The sequence below is a fragment of the Burkholderia humptydooensis genome, assembly GCF_001513745.1.
Classification (GTDB): Bacteria; Pseudomonadota; Gammaproteobacteria; order Burkholderiales; family Burkholderiaceae; genus Burkholderia; species Burkholderia humptydooensis.
On sequence record NZ_CP013380.1, the window covers coordinates 3,956,759 to 3,974,978 of the forward strand.

17 protein-coding genes are annotated in these 18,220 nt (G+C 69.3%); 5 read left to right on the forward strand and 12 right to left on the reverse strand.

The window, feature by feature from the left end; translation table 11 throughout:
• Positions 1-20 precede the first annotated feature (20 nt).
• The 9 genes from AQ610_RS17695 to kdgD form a co-directional block, all read right to left on the reverse strand.
• Positions 21-1,331 (reverse strand): MFS transporter, encoded by a 1,311-nt coding sequence (locus AQ610_RS17695; RefSeq protein WP_006024159.1) that lies wholly within the window; start codon positions 1,329-1,331, stop codon positions 21-23.
• Positions 1,332-1,433: 102 nt separating this feature from the next.
• Positions 1,434-2,288, reverse strand: coding sequence for an SMP-30/gluconolactonase/LRE family protein (locus tag AQ610_RS17700; protein ID WP_015600630.1), 855 nt, complete (start codon positions 2,286-2,288; stop codon positions 1,434-1,436).
• A 59-nt stretch (positions 2,289-2,347) separates the two neighbouring features.
• On the reverse strand, positions 2,348-3,217 hold the full coding sequence (locus AQ610_RS17705; RefSeq protein WP_043281911.1) for an NAD-dependent epimerase/dehydratase family protein: 870 nt from the start codon (positions 3,215-3,217) through the stop codon (positions 2,348-2,350).
• A gap of 2 nt (positions 3,218-3,219) precedes the next feature.
• Positions 3,220-4,821, reverse strand: coding sequence for a galactarate dehydratase (gene garD, locus AQ610_RS17710; RefSeq protein WP_015600196.1), 1,602 nt, complete (start codon positions 4,819-4,821; stop codon positions 3,220-3,222).
• Between the two features lie 28 nt (positions 4,822-4,849).
• Entirely contained in the window at positions 4,850-6,223 is a 1,374-nt protein-coding gene (gene gudD, locus AQ610_RS17715; protein WP_045554812.1) for a glucarate dehydratase, read from the reverse strand.
• Complete coding sequence (locus AQ610_RS17720; protein WP_043282138.1) at positions 6,220-7,662, reverse strand: enolase C-terminal domain-like protein; 1,443 nt, start codon at positions 7,660-7,662, stop codon at positions 6,220-6,222. Before AQ610_RS17720 ends, gudD begins: the two co-directional genes overlap by 4 nt.
• A 17-nt stretch (positions 7,663-7,679) precedes the next feature.
• Positions 7,680-9,035, reverse strand: coding sequence for an MFS transporter (locus AQ610_RS17725; protein ID WP_009910985.1), 1,356 nt, complete (start codon positions 9,033-9,035; stop codon positions 7,680-7,682).
• Positions 9,036-9,121: 86 nt separating this feature from the next.
• Positions 9,122-10,480 carry an aldehyde dehydrogenase (NADP(+)) gene (locus AQ610_RS17730; RefSeq protein WP_009910983.1) on the reverse strand — a complete coding sequence of 453 codons (1,359 nt, stop codon included), beginning with the start codon at positions 10,478-10,480 and terminating at the stop codon, positions 9,122-9,124.
• Positions 10,471-11,421, reverse strand: a complete 951-nt coding sequence (kdgD, locus tag AQ610_RS17735; RefSeq protein WP_006024152.1) for a 5-dehydro-4-deoxyglucarate dehydratase — start codon at positions 11,419-11,421, stop codon at positions 10,471-10,473. Before kdgD ends, AQ610_RS17730 begins: the two co-directional genes overlap by 10 nt.
• Before the next feature lie 118 nt (positions 11,422-11,539).
• Here kdgD and AQ610_RS17740 point away from each other — a divergent pair, with 118 nt between their 5' ends.
• The gene (locus tag AQ610_RS17740) at positions 11,540-12,436 is read left to right on the forward strand and encodes a LysR family transcriptional regulator (protein ID WP_009910981.1); all 897 of its coding nucleotides are present in this window, start codon (positions 11,540-11,542) and stop codon (positions 12,434-12,436) included.
• Between the two features lie 52 nt (positions 12,437-12,488).
• On the opposite strand, the gene AQ610_RS17745 is transcribed toward AQ610_RS17740, so the two are convergent.
• Positions 12,489-13,520, reverse strand: a complete 1,032-nt coding sequence (locus tag AQ610_RS17745; protein WP_006024150.1) for a serine/threonine protein kinase — start codon at positions 13,518-13,520, stop codon at positions 12,489-12,491.
• Between the two features lie 40 nt (positions 13,521-13,560).
• Entirely contained in the window at positions 13,561-13,773 is a 213-nt protein-coding gene (locus AQ610_RS17750) for a hypothetical protein (protein ID WP_004198969.1), read from the reverse strand.
• A 347-nt stretch (positions 13,774-14,120) separates the two neighbouring features.
• On the opposite strand from AQ610_RS17750, the gene AQ610_RS17760 reads away from it, so the two are divergent.
• From AQ610_RS17760 to AQ610_RS17775, 4 genes are all read left to right on the forward strand, one after another.
• Positions 14,121-15,410 (forward strand): MFS transporter, encoded by a 1,290-nt coding sequence (locus tag AQ610_RS17760; protein ID WP_006024148.1) that lies wholly within the window; start codon positions 14,121-14,123, stop codon positions 15,408-15,410.
• A gap of 100 nt (positions 15,411-15,510) precedes the next feature.
• Positions 15,511-15,642, forward strand: a complete 132-nt coding sequence (locus AQ610_RS37920; RefSeq protein WP_006024147.1) for a hypothetical protein — start codon at positions 15,511-15,513, stop codon at positions 15,640-15,642.
• 125 nt (positions 15,643-15,767) lie between these two features.
• Positions 15,768-16,631 (forward strand): DMT family transporter, encoded by an 864-nt coding sequence (locus tag AQ610_RS17770; RefSeq protein ID WP_043281908.1) that lies wholly within the window; start codon positions 15,768-15,770, stop codon positions 16,629-16,631.
• Positions 16,632-16,888: 257 nt separating this feature from the next.
• A complete protein-coding gene (locus tag AQ610_RS17775; protein WP_006024145.1) occupies positions 16,889-17,074 on the forward strand; it encodes a hypothetical protein in 186 nt (61 codons plus the stop codon).
• Between the two features lie 88 nt (positions 17,075-17,162).
• Here the strand turns inward: AQ610_RS17775 and mgrA are convergent, their stop codons facing one another.
• Positions 17,163-18,206, reverse strand: coding sequence for an L-glyceraldehyde 3-phosphate reductase (gene mgrA, locus AQ610_RS17780; RefSeq protein ID WP_006024144.1), 1,044 nt, complete (start codon positions 18,204-18,206; stop codon positions 17,163-17,165).
• Positions 18,207-18,220: the final 14 nt, after the last annotated feature.

Consider the following 18,220-nt stretch of genomic DNA (forward strand, 5'->3'; position numbering starts at 1 on the left):
TTCGCGTGCGCGAGCGCCGCTCAACCGCCCGCGCTCGACGCCGCGCGCGCATGCTCGGGCGCGGCGTTCGACGGTGCGCGGGGCTGCGCGTCGGGCAGCAGCGTCCACACGACGATCGCGCCGACGATATCGAACGCCGCCAGCGCGACGAACAGCGGATCGTAGCCGACGACGGCGACGAGCGCGCCGACCGCGAGCGAGAAGAGCGTCGCGCCGAGATAGCCGGACATCCCCGCGAGCCCCGTCGCCGTCGCCACTTCGTGCCGGCCGAACACGTCTGACGCGAGCGTGTAGAGCGCGCCCGACAGCGTCTGATGCGCGAAGCCGCCGATGCAGAAGAGCGCGATCGCGGTGTACGGGCTCGTCGCGAGCCCGATGCACGCCGGCCCGATCATGCACAGCGCGCCCGTGGCCATCACCATCTTGCGCGATGCGATCAGCGTCGTGCCGAAACGCTTCCGGTACCACGGCGCGAGATAGCCGCCGAACAGGCAGCCAAGGTCCGCCGCGAGGAACGGCAGCCACGCGAACATCGCGATCTCCTTCAGGTTCATGTGGCGCACAGTCGCCATATACAGAGGAATCCAGAAGTTGAACGTCTGCCACGCGGGCTCGGACAGGAAGCGCGGAATCGCGAGCCCCCAGAAGCGCCGGCTCCTGACGATCGCGCTCCACGACGGCTTCGCCGCATCCGTGCGCGGCGCTTCCTGCCCGGCGACGATGTAGTCGCGCTCGGCGGCGCGAAGGCGCGGCTGCTGCGCGGGCGATCGATAGAACGCGAACCACAGCGCGCTCCACACGAGCCCGATCGCGCCGACGACGACGAACGCGATGCGCCAACTGCCGTGCAGCATGCACCAGACGACGAGCGGCGGCGCGATCAGCGCGCCGAGCGACGAGCCGATGTTGAACCATCCGGTCGCGATCGAGCGCTCGTGCGCCGGAAACCACTCGGACGTCGCCTTCAGCGCCGACGGAAATCCGGCCGCCTCGGTGATGCCGAGCAGGCCGCGAAACGCGGCGAGCGCGATCCAGTTGCCGGCCGTGCCGTGCAGCATGCAGACGAGCGACCACGCCAGCGCGAAGAGGGCGAAGCCCACCCTCGTGCCGAGCAGATCGAGCGCGTAGCCCGCGATCGGCTGCATCACCATGTATGCCGCCTGGAACGACGCGACGATGTAGCCGTATTGCTGCGTCGAGATGGCCAACAGCTTGTTGACTTCGGGCGCCGCCGTCGCGAGCGCGTTGCGCGCGAGATAGTTGACGATGAGGCCCAGCGTCACGAGCCCGATCATCCACCAGCGCACGTTGCCGATCCGTTTTCCGCTCATGGTGTCTCCGTCCTTTGTCGTATGTCGTCGTATGTCGTTGTACGTCGTCGTATGTCTTCACATGCTCGCGCGAGCCGCGCGCCGCGGCTCGCGCGCACCGAATCAGAGTCGCAGCGCGGGCTCCGGCAGGCCGCGCGCGTGCGGATCGAGCGCGAACGTCGCGCCCGACAGCGGATCGTCTCCGGTGCGAATCGACGTGACGAACAGCGTGTCGCGCCGCGCGCCGCCGAACGCGCACATCGAAGGCTTCGCGATGGGCACCGCGATGCTGCGATCGAGCCGCCCGTCCGGCGTGAAGCGATGCACGCATCCCGCGTCGACGCCGCAGATCCAGTAGCAGCCGTCCTCGTCGACGGCCGCGCCGTCGGGCCGGCCCGCGTGCGCGTTCATGTCGATGAACACGCGCCGCCCGTGCGGATGCCCGGCGTCGACGTCGTAGTCGAACGCCCAGACGATCCGCCGCGCCGGGTGCGAGTCCGACAGGTACATCGTGCGGCCGTCCGGACTGAACGCGAGGCCGTTCGGCACGATCAGCGCGTCGCATTCGGCGGCGAGCGCGCGTTCGCTCGCATCGAGCCGATAAAGCCTGCCGGACGCGCGCGCGAGCGACGTGTCGCACGTCATCGTGCCCGCCCAGAAACGTCCCTGCCGATCGCAGCGGCCGTCGTTGAAACGCATGCCGTCGGCCGCGTGCGCGACGCGCGCGAGCAACGCGGGCTCGGGCAGCGGCACGTCCGGCGCCGGCCGCGGCACGCGGTAGACGCCGGTCTGCATCGCGAGCGCGATCCCGCCGCCCGCGATCAGCGCGATCGAGCCCGCCATCTCCGGCAGCGGCCACGCGTGCGCGCGATTCGTTTCGGATTCCCAACGCCACAGCGCGCAGCCCGTGATGTCGGTCCAGTAGAGCGCCGCCTCGCCGTCGTGCCACACAGGGCTTTCGCCGACGCCGCAGCGCATGTCGCCGATCCGTTCGATCGACGCAGATGCAAAGGCCGATGCCGATGAGCGCACGAGCGTCAGCCTCCGAACGGTCCGGCGGCGACGAACGCGCCGCCCTGATAGCGGCGCACCGGATCGTCGTCGGCAAGCGGCGGCTGCGTGCGCTCGATCGATTCGCGCCACGGCTCGCTCGATTGCGTCGGCCGGTAGCCGAGATGCGCGGCGTGCGCGTTGTCCCACCACGCATCGCGGTTCGCCGACATCCCGTAGACGATCGTGCAGCCGACGCGCGGCACGAACATCGCGCGGCGCACGAGTTGCTCGAGGTCGTCGTAGCCGAGCCACGTGACGAGCATCCGCCGATCCTTCGGCTCGGAGAACGACGAGCCGATCCGGATGCACACGCTCTCGATTCCGTAGCGATCCTGATAGAACCGCGCGAGCTGCTCGCCGAACGCCTTGCTCAAGCCGTAGTAGCCGTCGGGCCGCGGCGGCGCGGCCGTGTCGATGCGCTCGCCCTGCTCGTAGAAGCCCGTCACGTGATTCGAGCTCGCGAACACGATGCGGCGCACGCCGTACCGGCGCGCGGCTTCGTACACGTGATACGCGCCCGCGATGTTCGCGGGCAGCACTGTGTCGAACGGATGCTCGACCGACACGCCGCCGAAATGCACGATCACGTCGACGTCGCGCACGAGCGCGTCGACAGCCGCCGCGTCGGCGAGGTCGCAGCGCACGCACTCTTCGCCGGCGCGCGCGTCGCCGAGCGGTGCGACGTCGGAGACGCGCACGACATCCGCGTAGCGGCGCAGCCGCTCGCGCAGCACGCGGCCGAGATTGCCGGCCGCGCCCGTGAGCAGGATGCGGCCGCAGTGGGTGACGACGCCGTCGAGCGGGTCGTCGCCCGCCGCGTTCGCATCTTGGTTCGAATGCTGGAGGTCGGTCATGATCAAGTCACCGGTGCGGGATTGAACAGGACGAGCGCGTTGTGCAGCCCGAGCTTGTCGGCGCACACCTGGCGGCGGCCGCTCGCGACGTCGAGAATCAAATGGAACAGCTCCCAGCCCACGTCGGCGATGCTCGCCTCGCCGGTCGCGATGCGCCCCGCATCGAGATCGATCAGATCGTGCCAGCGCTCGCTCAATGCCTTGCGCGTCGCCACCTTGACGACGGGCGCCATCGCGAGGCCGTATGGCGTGCCGCGCCCCGTCGTGAACACTTGCAGGTTGATGCCCGACGCGAGCTGCAGCGTGCCGCACACGAAATCGCTCGCGGGCGTCGCCGCGAAGACGAGCCCCTTGCGGCGCATCTTCTCGCCGGGGCCGAGCACGTCGACGATCGGGCTCGTGCCCGACTTCACGATCGAGCCGAGCGCCTTCTCGACGACGTTCGACAACCCGCCCGTCTTGTTGCCCGGCGACGGATTCGCGCTGCGATCGGTCTCGCCGCGCAACAGGTAAGCGTCGTACCACGCCATCTCGCGCAACAGCGCGCGGCCGACGTCCTCGTCGATCGCGCGCGGCGTCAGCAGATGAATCGCGTCGCGCACTTCGGTCACTTCGGAGAACATCACGGTGCCGCCCGCGCGCACGATCAGGTCGGCCGCGAAGCCGACCGCAGGGTTCGCGGTGACGCCCGAAAACGCATCGCTGCCGCCGCATTGCACGCCGACGACGAGATCGGACGCCGGGCACGGCTCACGACGGCGACGATTCAAATGTTCGAGGCGTGTGTCCGCCATCCGCATGATCGCGTCGACCATCGCGCCGAAGCCGTCGAACGCTTCGTCCTGCAGACGAAGCACGGGCGAATCGGCGGTGCCCGCCACCTCGATCGGAATGCGGCCGCCGGGCGCGAGCGAGGCCGGCACGAGGCGCTCCGGCACGAGCTTCTCGCAGCCGAGGCCGATCACCATCACCTCGCCGCCGAAGTTCGGATTGAGCGCGAGGTTCTGCAACGTGCGGATCGGCACGATCGCCGCCGGCGCGTTGATCGCGACGCCGCAGCCGTACGAGTGATTCAGCGCGACGACGTCGTCGACGTTCGGATAGCGCGGCAGCAGCTCGCGCTTGATGCGCGCGACCACGTAGTCGGTCACGCCGGCGACGCACTGCACGCTCGTCATGATGCCGAGCACGTTCTTCGTGCCGACCGTGCCGTCCGCGTTCCGATAGCCGTCGAACGTGTAGCCGTCGAGCTTCGGCAGCCTGGGATCGGCGCGCGTCGCGAGCGGCAGCTCGTCGAGCGCGGGCGCGAGCGGCAGCTTCACCGCGTGCTCGTTGACCCAGGCGCCGCGCGGCAGCGGCTTCGCCGCGTAGCCGATCACCTCGCCGTAGCGGATCACCGCGTCGCCCTCGGCGAGATCGGCGAGCGCGACCTTGTGCCCCTGCGGCACGCCTTCGACGAGCACGGTGCCGTCGGCAAGCGTCGCGCCGGCCGGCAGCCCGCGCGCGTTGACGACGATCGCGACGTTGTCGCTGTCGTGCACGCGAATCGTCAGCGCGCGCTCCGCTCGCGTGCGCGTGTCGTCGGTCAATGTGGATTCCTGCATCGAATGCTCCATGAAGGGTCTGCTTCGTTCAGCGCACGAGGCAAGGGCGCTTGTTGTCGAACGTCCAGTTCGGCACGAGGTACTGCATCGCGGCCGCGTCGTCGCGGCTGCCGAGGCCGTGCTTCAGATACAGCTCGTGCGCGGCGGCCAGCGCGTCCTCGTCGATCTCGACGCCGAGCCCGCCGCGCTGCGGCACCGCGACGTGGCCGCCCTCGATGCGCAGCGGCTCGCGCGTCAGGCGCTGGCCGTCCTGCCAGATCCAGTGCGTGTCGATCGCGGTGATGTTGCCGGGCGCGGCCGCCGCGACATGCGTGAACATCGCGAGCGAAATGTCGAAGTGATTGTTCGAATGCGAGCCCCACGTGAGCCCCCATTCGTCGCACAGTTGCGCGACGCGCACCGAGCCGCGCATCGTCCAGAAATGCGGATCGGCAAGCGGAATGTCGGCCGAGCCGAGCCTGATCGCGTGGCCGAGCTGGCGCCAGTCGGTCGCGATCATGTTGGTCGCCGTCGGCAGGCCCGTCGCGCGGCGGAACTCGGCCATGATTTCGCGGCCCGAGTAGCCGTTCTCCGCGCCGCACGGATCTTCCGCGTATGCGAGCACGCCGCCCTTGTCGCGGCAGAGGCGAATCGCCTCCCGCAGCGGCCACGCGCCGTTCGGATCGAGCGTGATCCGTGCATTCGGAAAGCGCTTCGCGAGCGCAGTCACGGCGGCGATTTCATCGTCGCCCGACAGCACGCCGCCCTTCAACTTGAAGTCCTGAAACCCGTAGCGCGCGTGTGCGGCCTCGGCAAGGCGCACGATCGCATCGGGCGTGAGCGCCGCTTCGTTGCGCAGGCGAAACCACGCGTCGCCGGCGTCGGTCTCGCTGCGGTAGTCGAGATCGGTACGCTTGCGATCGCCGACGTAGAACAGATAGCCGAGCATCGGCACGCGGCCGCGCTGCTGGCCTTCGCCGAGCAGCGCGGCGACGGGCACGCCGAGATGCTGGCCGAGCAAGTCGAGCAGCGCCGCTTCGAGTGCCGTCACCGCGTGAATCGCGATGCGCAGGTCGAACGTCTGCAAGCCGCGGCCGCCCGCGTCGCGATCGGCAAAGCGCGCGCGCACCGTATTGAGCACGTCCTGCCAACGGCCGAGCGGCTGGCCGACGATGAGCGCGCGCGCCTCCTCGAGCGTGCGCCGAATGCCTTCGCCGCCCGGCACTTCGCCGACGCCGGTATTGCCCGCGCTGTCGCGGATCAGCACGACATTGCGCGTGAAGAAAGGTCCGTGCGCGCCGCTCAGGTTCAACAGCATGCTGTCGCGCCCGGCGACGGGCACGACGCGCAGGTCGGACACGACAGGCGTCGCCGCAGGGCTCAATTCGGTTCGAATCACGAGTGTCTCCATCGAAGCGTTCATGCGCCGCGCGCGGCTGCGCGCGCGGCGGTGCCGAAGCTCGGCCGTTTCGGGTCGTAGGTCCAGCCCGGCATCAGGCATCGCATTGCCCGCGCATCGTCGCGTGCGCCCGGGCCGAGCGTTTCGTACAGCGCATGAGCCTGCATCACGCGGTCCATGTCGAGCTCGATGCCGAGCCCGGGCCTCTCCGGCACCGCAACGTGCCCGCGCGCGATTGCAAGCGGCTCGCGCGTCAGCCGCTCGTCGGCTTCCTGCCAGATCCAGTGCGTATCGATCGCGGTGATGCGGCCGGGCGCGGCGGCTGCGACGTGCGTGAACATCGCGAGCGAAATGTCGAAGTGATTGTTCGAATGCGAGCCCCACGTGAGCCCCCATTCGTCGCACAATTGCGCGACGCGCACCGAGCCCTGCATCGTCCAGAAATGCGGATCGGCGAGCGGAATGTCGACCGCCTGCAACGCCGCCGCGTGGCCGAGCTGACGCCAGTCGGTCGCGATCATGTTGGTCGCCGTCGGCACGCCCGTCGCGCGCTTGAATTCGGCCATGATCTCGCGGCCCGAATAGCCGGCCTCCGGCCCGCACGGATCTTCCGCATACGCGAGCAGATCACGCCGGCCCCGGCACAGCGCGATCGCTTCGTCGAGCGACCATGCGCCGTTCGGATCGAGCGTCACGCGCGCGCGCGGAAAGCGCGCCTTGATCGCCGCGACCGCTTCCATCTCGTCCTCGCCGTCCATCACGCCGCCCTTCAGCTTGAAATCGGCGAAGCCGTAGCGATCGGCGGCGGCTTCGGCTAGACGCACGATGGCGGCCGGCGTCAGCGCCGCCTCGCGGCGCGCGCGCAGCCATGCGTCGCCGCCGTCCGCGCCCGCCGGATACGGCAGATCGGTGTCGCGGCGCTCGCCGACGTAGAACAGGTACGCGAGCATCGGCGCCGCGTCGCGCTGCCGGCCCGCACCGAGCAGATCGGCCACCGGCGCGCCGACGAACTGACCGAGCAGATCGAGAAGCGCCGCTTCGACCGCGGTCACGACGTTGTCCATCCGCAGGTTGATCTCGTGCGGCTGCCGCAGCACCTCGGCCTCCGACGCCGAGCTCACCTGATGGACGGTGGCCTGATGCGCGGCGGGGCCGTCGCCCGCGAGCGAGCGGCGAATCCCGGCGAGCACGCCGTTCATGCGGCCGATCGACTGCCCGACGACGAGCGGCGCCGCACGCTCGAGCGCGCGGCGAATGCCATCGCCGCCCGGCACTTCGCCGGCGCCCACATGCCCGGCATCGTCGTTCAGGATCACGATGTTTCGCGTGAAGAACGGCGCGTGCGCGCCGCACAGATTCAGCAGCATGCTGTCGCGGCCCGCGACGGGAATCACCCGCATCCGCGTGACGAGCGGCGTCTGCGCGTGCGCTTGTGCGATAGCGTCGATCGTATTCTGCGTCATGTTCGGCATGCCTCGCTTCACGATGCCGGCTTCAGTTCGACGCGCCTGATCTCGCCCACCACGAACAGATAGCAGACGCACGCGACGAGCGCATGAAGCCCCACGTAGACGAGCGCGCCGTTGAACGAGCCGGTCCTGTTGACGATGTAGCCGATCGCGATCGGCGTCGTGATGCTCGACAGGTTGCCGAACGTGTTCATCAATGCGCCGGACAGGCCCGCGATCTGCTTCGGCGCGGTGTCCGAATTGACCGCCCAGCCGAGCGCGCCCATGCCCTTGCCGAAGAACGCGAGCGCCATCACCGCGACGACGATGCCCTGCGTGTCGACATAATTGCAGATCACCATGCTGATCGACAGCAGCATGCCGAGCACGATCGGCACCTTGCGCGCGACCGACAGCGACGCGCCGCGGCGCAGCAGCGCATCGGAGACGATTCCGCCGAGAATGCCGCCGAGGAAGCCGCACACGGCCGGCACCGACGCGACGAAGCCCGCCTTCAGGATCGACATCCCGCGCGCCTGCACGAGGTACACCGGGAACCACGTGATGAAGAAGTACGTGAGCGCGTTGATGCAGTACTGCGCGACGTAGATGCCCATCATCATCCGGTTCTTCAGCAACTGCCTGATGTAGCCGAGATCGGGGCCTTCCGCCTTCGCGACGCCCGCGCGATCCATGTTGACGAGGCCGCCGCCGTTCTCGATGTATTCGATCTCCGCTCGGGTCATGCGCGGGTGATCCTTCGGATCGCGTACGAAGAGCCGCCACGCGCACGCCGCCGCGATGCCGATCACACCCATCACGACGAACACGTAGTGCCAGCCGAAGCGATGCACGAGCCACGCCATCAGCGGCGCGAAGATCACCGTCGCCGCGTACTGCGCGGAGTTGAAGATCGCGGAGGCGGTGCCGCGCTCGTTCGCCGGGAACCATGCGGCCACGATCCGGCTGTTCGCCGGAAACGAAGGCGCCTCCGCGACGCCGACGAGAAAGCGCAGCGCGAACACGGCCACGATCGCGGCGATGCCGGTGAAGAAGCCGATCGCGCCTTGCGCGAGCGTGAAGATCGACCACGTCAGGATGCTCGCCGCATAAACGCGCCGGGAACCGAAACGATCGAGGAGCCAGCCGCCCGGAATCTGCGCGATCACGTACGCCCAGCCGAATGCGGAGAAGATGTAGCCGAGCGATACCGCGTCGATGCCGAGATCCTTCTGCATCGCCGAGCCGGCGATCGAGATCGTCGCGCGGTCCGCGTAGTTGATCGTCGTCACGACGAACAGCATCGCGAGAATCATGAAGCGCACGCGGCTCACGCGCTCGACGCGCGGCGTGCTGCGCGCACCCACGGCGGGGGCTTTGATGTCCATTGTCTCCTCCTTCCGCCGGCGTCCATTATGCGCCGGTCGTTTCAGCGCCGGGCCTGCCGCGGCCCGGCTTCGCGCGAATATCGCGATCAGGCCCAGGTTCCGTCGACGAGGCGGCGCAGCCGCAGCGGATTGTCGTCCTGCAGCGCGGGCGGCAGCAGCGCGGCGGGCAGGTCCTGATAGCAGATGGGCCGCAGGAAGCGCTCGATCGCCGCGGTGCCGACCGACGTTGCGCGCGCATCCGTCGTCGCGGGCCACGGGCCGCCGTGCACCATCGCATGACAGACTTCGACGCCCGTCGGCCAGCCGTTCGCGATGATGCGGCCCGCCTTGCGCTCGAGCACGGGCAACAGCGCGCGAGCGAGCGACGCGTCACCGTCGTCGAGATGCAAGGTCGCGGTCAACTGGCCGTCGAGCCGCTCGGCGATCGCGCACAGCTCGGCCGCGTCGCGGCAGCGCACGAGAAGCGCCGTCGCGCCGAAGATCTCGTCGTGCAGCGCGGGCTGCGCGATGAAGTGCCGCGCATCCGTCTCGAACAAGCCGGCGCGTCCGCGATTCGGCAGGTCGCTCGCATCGCCGCGCGCGACGCACCGCACGCCGGCCGTAGCCGCGAGGCGCTCGACGCCGCGCACGTACGCCGAGTGAATGCCGGGCGTGAGCATCGGCTGCGCGGCGCTCGTGGCGAGCGCATCGGCGGCGGCGTGCACGAACGCATCGACGCCCGGCCCGTCGATCGCGAGCAGCAGGCCCGGATTCGTGCAGAACTGCCCGGCGCCGAGCGTGAGCGACGCGACGAATTGCCGGCCGAGCGCGCCGCCGCGCTGCGCGAGCGCGTCGGGCAGCAGGAACACGGGATTGATCGCGCTCAGCTCGCCATACATCGGAATCGGCTGCGCGCGCGATTGCGCGATGCGCAGCAGCGCCTCGCCGCCCGCGCGCGAGCCGGTGAAGCCGACCGCCCGGATGCGCGGATCGGCGACGAGCGCGAGCGCGACGGGGCCGAGCGCGATGCGCCGCATCCGCAGATCGGCGCGCGGCAGCGGCTCGCGCGCGGGCAGCGCGGAATCGATGCGCGCGCCGACCGCGTCGCCCGCGCGCACGACCGAAGCGAACAGACGCAATTGACCGCAGGTGCGCGCGCGCTCGCCTTCGAGACGCGCGCGCGGCAACGCGGTTTCGGCGATCGCGCGTTCGATCAGCGCATCGCCGAGCGCCTCGATCTCCGTCGCGATCGCTTCGAGAAACGCGGCGCGCGCGTTGGGTTCGGTGTCGCGATACGCGTCGAACGCGGCGGCGGCCAGCTCGCAGGCACGCGCGACGTCCGCAGGCGTCGCGAGCGCGAACGGCGGCTCGAGCGTCGCGCCTGTCGCCGGATCGATCGCGCGCACGGCGCGCTCGCCGGGCGCGACGCGTTCGCCGCCCAGCATCAGCTCGCCGCTCACAGGCATGCTTGCACCTCGGCAACCTCGGCGACGTCGGCGATCCGCGCGACGAGCACCGACAGCTCGGCCAGCTCCGCGCCCGTCAGATCGACAAGCGGCGCACGCACGGGGCCCGCGCCGCGGCCGACCACCTTCATCCCGGCCTTCACGATCGACACCGCATAGCCGCGCTTGCGATTGCGCAGCGCGATGTACGGCAGAACGAACTGATCGAGCATCGCGTACACCTTCGCATGATCCTGCGCGCGCACGGCCGCGTAGAAATCGAGCGCGAAGCGCGGCACGAAGTTGAAGATCGCCGACGAGTACGTCGTCACGCCGAGCGTCAGGTACGGCAGCGCGAACGTCTCCGCGGTCGGCAGGCCGCCGATGTATGTGAAGCGCTCGCCGAGCCGCGTGTAGATGCGCGTCATCAACTCGATGTCGCCGACGCCGTCCTTGAAGCCGACGAGGTTCGGGCAGCGCTCGGCGAGGCGCGCGAGCGCGTTTTCGTCGAGCACCTGGTTCGCGCGGTTGTAGACGATCACGCCGAGGCGCGTCGCGCGGCAGACCTGCTCGACGTGCGCGGCGACGCCGTCCGCCGCCGCCTCCGTCAGATACGGCGGGAACAGCAGGATGCCGTCGGCGCCCGCCGCCTCGGCGGCCTTGCAATAGTCGATCGCCATCGCGGTGCCGTAGCCCGCCGGCGCGATCACGGGCAGCCGGCCGCCGGTTTCGGCGACTGCCGCGCGCACGACGCGGTCGACTTCGGCGGGCGTGAGCGAGAAGAACTCGCCCGTGCCGCCCGCGGCGAAGAGGCCCGCGGCGTCGTGGCTGAAGAGCCAGCCGAGGTTCGCGCGGTAGGCGGCCTCGTCGAACGACAGATCGGGCTTGAAATGCGTGACCGGAAAGGACAGCAGGCCAGAGCCGATCTGGCGGGCGAATTCGGTGGGCGTATAGCGTGACATGAGCGTTCGTGCCGGTGCGGCGTGACAAGGAGTAAGCGAAGTAGTGAGCGGATTCTTGCACCGTGAACGATTCAAGTCCAAGATAACCGATGACTCAATCAATACATGTTTTGAATCAATGTTCGAACTCAGCCAGCTTCGCTGCTTCGTCGCCGTCGCAGAGGAATTGCACTTCGGGCGCGCGGCCGAGCGCCTGCACATGACGCAGCCGCCGCTGTCCCGGCAGGTGCGCCTGCTCGAGCACCAGATCGGCACCGAGCTGCTCGAGCGCACGAGCCGCTCGGTGAAGCTGACGGCGGCCGGCCGCGGCTTCCTGCCCGATGCGGCCCGCATTCTGCGGCTCGCCGACGAAGCGGCGGCCACCGCGCGCCGCGTCGCGACGGGCGCGGCCGGCACGCTCGCGATCGGCTTCACCGCGTCGGTGGGCTATGGCCTGTTGCCGTCGCTCGTGAGCGCGGTGCGCGCGGCGTCGCCGGACGTGCGCCTCACGCTGAAGGAGATGGTGAGCGGCGCGCAGCTCGAAGCGCTCGACGCTCGGCTGATCGACGTCGGGCTGCTGCGCCCGCCCGTCGAGCACGGCGAGCTCGCGTCGGCGCCGTGCGTGCGCGAAGCGCTCGTGCTCGCGCTGCCGCAGGCGAGCGCCGGCGCGTGGCCGAAGCATCCGACGCTGCGAGATTGCGAAGGCAAGCCGCTCCTGATGTATTCGCCTTACGAGGCGCGCTATTTTCACCAACTGGTGAGCGGGCTGCTCGAGCGCGCCGACGTGCTGCCCGACATCGTCGAATACGTGAGCCAGATCCATTCGATGCTGGCGCTCGTGCGCGCGGGCATCGGGGCCGCGCTGATTCCGGCGGCGGCATCGATGCTGCACTTCGAAGGGGTCGTCTACCGGCCGGTGCGCACGACGCCGGCGAAGCCCGTCGAGCTGACGCTCGCGTATCGCAAGGACAACGACAATCCGGTGTTCGGCGCGCTGAAGGATGTGCTGCGCAAGTCGCTCGCCGGAGGGCGATGAAGGAACGCATGCCGGCGCAGCCGAGCGTCGAGCGGTGGAGAGGGAAGCGACATCACACCGGCCACAGCGGCCCTTCCTGCATCGCGCCGATCTGCTCGCGCAATTCGAGCACGCGCGCTTCCCAATAGCGATGCGTGTTGAACCACGGAAACGCGGCCGGAAACGCGGGATCGCCCCAGCGGCGCGCGAGCCACGCCGCGTAATGGATGAGCCGCAACGTGCGCAGCGCCTCGATCAGATGCAGCTCGCGCGGATCGAATTCGCAGAAGTCCTCGTAGCCCGCGAGCAGATCGGCGAGCGCGCGCGACGCGCCCGGCCGGTCGCCGGGCAGAAGCAGCCACAGGTCCTGCACGGCGGGCGCCATCCGGCTGTCGTCGAAGTCGACGAAGTGCGGGCCCGCGTCGGTCCACAGCACGTTGCTCGGATGGCAGTCGCCGTGCGCGCGCAGCATCCGCACGTCGCCCGCGCGCTCGTACGCGTGCTCGACGCCTTCCAGCGCGAGCGCGACCGCCGCTTCGTAGGCAGGCCGAACGTCGTCCGGCACGAAGTCGTGCGACAGCAGGAAATCGCGCGGCTCATAGCCGAACGTATGAATGTCGAGCGTCGGCCGCGCGGCGTACGGCTTCGTCGCGCCGACTGCGTGAATGCGTCCGATGAAGCGGCCGAGCCATTCGAGCGTGTCGCGCCGGTCGAGCTCCGGCGCACGGCCGCCGCGCCGCTCGAAGATCGCGAAGCGAAAGCCCTCGAACTCGTGCAGCGTGCGGCCGTCGAACGCGAGCGCCGGCACGGCCGGAATCTCGCGCGCGGCCAGCTCGGCGACGAACGCATGCTCTTCGAGGATCGCGTCGTTCGGCCAGCGATGCGGACGATAGAACTTCGCGACGATCGGCGCACCGTCCTCGATGCCCGCCTGATAGACGCGGTTCTCGTAGCTGTTGAGCGCGAGCAGGCGCCCGTCGGTGCGCGAACCGGCGGGAATCAGCACGCTGTCGAGCGCATCGAGCACGCGCTCCGGCGTGAGGCCTGCAAAAGGCAAGCCGGCGCTTGCGCCGGCTGCGTTGGATTCGGAAGTGGCGTCGTTCATGCCCCGCATTGTGCCGCGCGCGGGGCCGAAAGACGAGCGCTCAGTGCAGCGCCGCGCCCGCGGGGAGCACGGATTCGCCGGTGTCGATCAGGTCCTCGAGAAAGAACGGCTCGGTGTTGAGCTCCTTGGATTCGCCCGGCACGCCCGCGTACCAGGTCACCATCGCCATGTCCCCCAGAATGCGCTGGACGATGCCGCGCGCGCCCTTCGGCACGGCGATGTGGGTGGTGCAGACAATCGAACCGACATGCATGATGTTTCCCCGCTTTCAAAGCCGGCCGCGTGCTGCCCGGCCGGAAATACCCGAATTGCGCATCCATGAGGCGACGAATCGCGCGTATTCCATGGTTCATCGCTCATGGAATCGCGAAAGCGCGAGTTGACGACAAACGCGCCGCCAATTCGCGGGATGCATCGATTCCGCCGCCGCGACGCGCCGCTTTCGAGGCAGCGCGTCGCTCCATCATACCCCGACGCGCGCGGCCGCCATCCGACGATTCATTCGGAAGTGCGGTCAAAAGCCAACGCATCGTCCGACGAAACGACGCCGAACGGGCAACCGGCGTATCGTTGAGGTTTGCCTCGCATGGAGAATCCAGCGTGACTGTATCATCCGGGGCGCCGGGGCCCGCCGCCGGCGCCCGCCCAAGCTCGACGCATGCCGCGCGAGGCGCGTCGCCCGTTTCACCCGCCCCGTATCTCGAACGCGGCTCGCGCAGCTACTGGCACGCGAGCGTCGCGCTGCTGTTCGCCGGTTACGCGACATTCTCGCTGCTCTACTACGTGCAGCCCCTGTTGCCCGAGTTCTCGAAAGCATTCGGCGTGAGCCCCGCGCAGAGCAGTCTCGCGCTATCGTTCTCGACCGCCGCGCTCGCCGCCGCCGTGTTCGTCGCGGGCTTCGTCTCCGAAGCATTGAGCCGCCACCGGCTGATGACGGCGTCGCTCACCGCGTCGTCGCTGCTCACGCTCGCCGCCGCGTTCGCGCCGCACTGGCATCAACTGCTGATCCTGCGCGCGCTGACGGGGCTCGCGCTCGGCGGCGTGCCCGCCGTCGCGATGGCGTATCTCGCCGAGGAAGTGCATCCGGACGGCCTCGGGCTCGCGATGGGGCTCTATGTCGGCGGCACCGCGATCGGCGGAATGGCGGGGCGCGTAATCACGGGCATTCTCACTGACCTGTTCTCGTGGCGCATCGCGGTCGGCGCGATCGGCGTGCTCGGCCTCGCATCGATGCTCGCGTTCCGCATGCTGCTGCCGCCGTCGCGGCACTTCACGCCGCGCCGCGGCCTGAGCCTCGCGCATCACCGCATGTCGCTCGTCCATCATCTCGGCAAGCGGCGCGAGCTGCCCGTGCTGTTCGCGATGGCGTTCGTGCTGATGGGCAGCTTCGTCACGCTCTACAACTACATCGGCTATCGGCTGCTCGCGCCGCCGTATTCGATGGGACAGGCGACGATCAGCGCGATCTTCGTCGTCTATCTGGTGGGCGTCGTCGCGTCGCCCTTGTCGGGACGGCTCGCCGATACGCTCGGCCGCGGCCGCGTGCTGATCGCGAGCCTCGCGGTGATGCTCGCGGGCGTCGCGCTGACGCTGCTGCATCCCGTCGCCGCGATCACCGCGGGCATCGCGTGCGTGACGTTCGGTTTCTTCGCGGGCCACGCGGTCGCGAGCGGCTGGGTCGGCCGGCTCGCGCAGCACGGCAAGGGCCAGGCGGCCGCGCTCTATCTGCTCGCGTACTACATCGGCTCGAGCGTCGTCGGCTCGCTCGGCGGACGCTTCTGGAGCACGCTCGGCTGGCCCGGCGTCGCGGCGCTCGTCGGCGCGCTGCTCGCGCTCGGCGTCGTCGCGGCCGCATGGCTGCGCGCGCGCGAGCGCGCCGGCGCCGCGTGATCGCCTGTCGCGTTCACGGCCGTGGCCGTTGCCAGATCGCGCGTCGATGCGTTACCTTTGGCGTTCCTGCATTTTCCTTCACACCTTCGCACGTTTTGCGATGAAACCCTCGTTGCCCGCCCGCGCCCTGTCGAAGCCGTCCATCGCACGGCTGCCGCGCGCGTGCGCGCATCGTCCGCCTGCCGCGCCGCCGCCCGTCGGCGCGCCGCCTCATCCGGCGCTGCTCGGCTAAACGCCGCGCAAGCTCTCACGCTCTCCGTTCGCCGCTGATCGAACCGTTCCGTGCGCTTCGCGCACGGCGCGTTCGCGTGCGCGCGCGACCGGAGCGTTCCGATTCGATCGACAGGTGGATTTCAAATGGCTTCAGTCAGACCCGCGCTCGCCGCGCATGGGGCAACGTCGCTTTTCGTGCTGCTATGGAGCAGCGGAGCGATCTTCGCCGAACTCGGCCTGCGACATGCGTCCGCATTCGCTTTCCTGATCGCGCGCTTCGCGCTCGCATCGCTCGTGCTGCTCGTGCTGTCGCTCGCGCGGCGCCGCTGGCTGCCGCCGCGCGGCGCGCGCCGCGCGACGGTCGCGACCGGCCTGCTGCTCACGGGCGGCTATTCGATCCTGTATCTGCTCGCGCTCGAGCGCGGGCTCGCGCCCGGCATCCTCGCGACGATACTCGGCGTGCAGCCGATCCTCACGCTCGTCGTGCTCGAACGCCGCGCATCGGGCACGCGGCTTGCCGGCCTCGCGCTTGCGCTGACCGGCCTGGGCCTCGTCGTCTATCGCAGCATCGCGGGCGGCGACGCGCCGGTATCGGGCGCCGCGTGCGCGCTCGGCGCCTTGCTCTCGATCACGGCGGGCGCGCTGCTGCAAAAGCGCGTGCGCGCCGCGCCGATCGACGTGCTGCCGCTGCAGAACGCGCTCGGCCTCGGGCTATGCGCGCTGATCGCGCCGTTCGAGCCGATCGCGTTCGAAGCGAGCTGGTCGTTCGCGCTGCCGCTCGCGTGGCTCGGCATCGTGATCTCGGTGTTCGCGCAGTTGCTGTTCTACCGGCTGATGCAGCGGGGCGATCTCGTCAACGTGACGAGCCTCTTCTATCTCGTGCCGGTCGTGACCGCGCTGATGGATGCCGCGTGGCTGGGCAACCGTCTCGCGCCGCTCGAGATCGCCGGCATGATCGCGATCCTCGCCGGCCTCGCGCTCGTGTTCCGGCACGCCGTGCGCGATTGACGGCGATGTCGGCGACGCGGTAACGGCGCGCCCGCACTGCAACATGCGGGCGCGCCGTTCATTGCATCGCAACGCCGACAAGCGATTGGAAAGACGGAATGAAAGCATTTCGTCGGATTGTTCGCGCCAAACCGCGCGATCTGCGTGTTTTCGTCGCGCTGCGAAGCTTTGGATAACCAAAAAACGCCGGCCGTTATCTATACTCGAAACAACCGGCCGCCCCGCACGCGACCGGGCGGATAAAAAAGGAGACACGCATGTCGACCTATTTCACGATCGCCGACTTCATCCTGCTGATCCCGATGGCGCTTGCCGGCGCGCTGTTCCTCGGCGCGGTGCCGTGCGCGACCGAGTTCCGCCACAACGTGCTGCGCGTGCTCGGCGCGATGCTCGGCATGGCGGTCGGCGTACTGCTGGTCGAAGGGCTGCCCGCGCTGATCTAGCTGCCGCGCCCGCGCCCCATGCATCCGCCTGCGCCGCCTTCGGCGCGCCGAGAGCGGGCGGCAGGCGTATCGTCAGGATCGCTATCGATCAGATCGCCTGATCGGTGGACGGTTTTTCCCACAGATTGATCCCGCCTTCCGTCGCATGGCGGTCGATCTCGGCGATCTCGTCATCGCCGAACGCGAGATTGGCGAGCGCCGCGACGTTCTCGCGCACCTGCTCCGCGCGGCTCGCGCCGATCAACGCGGACGTGACGCGCGAATCGCGCAGCACCCACGCGAGCGCCATCTGCGCGAGGCTCTGGCCGCGCCGCTGCGCGATCTCGTTCAGCTTGCGCACGTGCTCGAGGTTCTCCGCGCTCAGGTGCTCCCCCTTCAGCGATCCGCCGCCCGGCTTGTTGATCCGCGCATCGGCCGGCACGCCGTTCAGATACTTCGACGTGAGGAGCCCCTGCGCGAGCGGCGTGAACGCGATGCAGCCGGCGCCCGTCTCGTCGAGCGCGTCGAGCAGTTCGCGCTCGATCCAGCGATTGAGCATGTTGTACGCGGGCTGGTGAATCAGGAGCGGCACCTTGTATTCGGCGAGCAGCTTCGCGATCTCGCGCGTCTTCGCCGCCGAATACGACGAGACCCCGACATAGAGCGCCTTGCCCTGCTGCACGGCGGTCGCGAGCGCGCTCGCGGTTTCCTCGAGCGGCGTGTGCGCGTCGAAGCGGTGCGAGTAGAAGATGTCGACGTAATCGAGCCCCATGCGCTGCAGGCTCTGGTCGAGGCTCGCGAGCACGTACTTGCGCGAGCCGCCGCCGCTGCCGTACGGGCCGGGCCACATGTCCCAGCCGGCCTTCGTCGAGATCAGCAGCTCGTCGCGGTACGGCCTGAAATCCTCGCGCAGCAGCCGGCCGAAGTTCGTTTCGGCGCTGCCGTACGGCGGCCCGTAGTTGTTCGCGAGATCGAAGTGCGTGATGCCGAGATCGAATGCGGTGCGCAGGATCTCGCGCTGCGTCGAAATCGGCGTCGTGTCGCCGAAGTTGTGCCACAAGCCGAGCGAAAGCGCCGGCAGTTTGAGCCCGGATTTGCCGCTTACGCGATACTGCATGTCCGCATAGCGTTCGGAAGCTGCTTCGTAGGCCATCTGAATTCCCGTCG

What these genes read in the sequence shown, in the direction of transcription:
- AQ610_RS17695 (WP_006024159.1), bottom strand. Translation starts at nt 1,331, where the DNA reads ATGAGCGGAAAACGGATCGGCAACGTGCGCTGGTGGATGATCGGGCTC.
- AQ610_RS17700 (WP_015600630.1), bottom strand. Translation starts at nt 2,288, where the DNA reads ATGCGCTGCGGCGTCGGCGAAAGCCCTGTGTGGCACGACGGCGAGGCG.
- AQ610_RS17705 (WP_043281911.1), bottom strand. Translation starts at nt 3,217, where the DNA reads ATGACCGACCTCCAGCATTCGAACCAAGATGCGAACGCGGCGGGCGAC.
- garD (WP_015600196.1), bottom strand. Translation starts at nt 4,821, where the DNA reads ATGCAGGAATCCACATTGACCGACGACACGCGCACGCGAGCGGAGCGC.
- gudD (WP_045554812.1), bottom strand. Translation starts at nt 6,223, where the DNA reads ATGAACGCTTCGATGGAGACACTCGTGATTCGAACCGAATTGAGCCCT.
- AQ610_RS17720 (WP_043282138.1), bottom strand. Translation starts at nt 7,662, where the DNA reads ATGACGCAGAATACGATCGACGCTATCGCACAAGCGCACGCGCAGACG.
- AQ610_RS17725 (WP_009910985.1), bottom strand. Translation starts at nt 9,035, where the DNA reads ATGGACATCAAAGCCCCCGCCGTGGGTGCGCGCAGCACGCCGCGCGTC.
- AQ610_RS17730 (WP_009910983.1), bottom strand. Translation starts at nt 10,480, where the DNA reads ATGCCTGTGAGCGGCGAGCTGATGCTGGGCGGCGAACGCGTCGCGCCC.
- kdgD (WP_006024152.1), bottom strand. Translation starts at nt 11,421, where the DNA reads ATGTCACGCTATACGCCCACCGAATTCGCCCGCCAGATCGGCTCTGGC.
- AQ610_RS17740 (WP_009910981.1), top strand. Translation starts at nt 11,540, where the DNA reads ATGTTCGAACTCAGCCAGCTTCGCTGCTTCGTCGCCGTCGCAGAGGAA.
- AQ610_RS17745 (WP_006024150.1), bottom strand. Translation starts at nt 13,520, where the DNA reads ATGAACGACGCCACTTCCGAATCCAACGCAGCCGGCGCAAGCGCCGGC.
- AQ610_RS17750 (WP_004198969.1), bottom strand. Translation starts at nt 13,773, where the DNA reads ATGCATGTCGGTTCGATTGTCTGCACCACCCACATCGCCGTGCCGAAG.
- AQ610_RS37920 (WP_006024147.1), top strand. Translation starts at nt 15,511, where the DNA reads ATGAAACCCTCGTTGCCCGCCCGCGCCCTGTCGAAGCCGTCCATCGCA.
- AQ610_RS17770 (WP_043281908.1), top strand. Translation starts at nt 15,768, where the DNA reads ATGGCTTCAGTCAGACCCGCGCTCGCCGCGCATGGGGCAACGTCGCTT.
- AQ610_RS17775 (WP_006024145.1), top strand. Translation starts at nt 16,889, where the DNA reads ATGTCGACCTATTTCACGATCGCCGACTTCATCCTGCTGATCCCGATG.
- mgrA (WP_006024144.1), bottom strand. Translation starts at nt 18,206, where the DNA reads ATGGCCTACGAAGCAGCTTCCGAACGCTATGCGGACATGCAGTATCGC.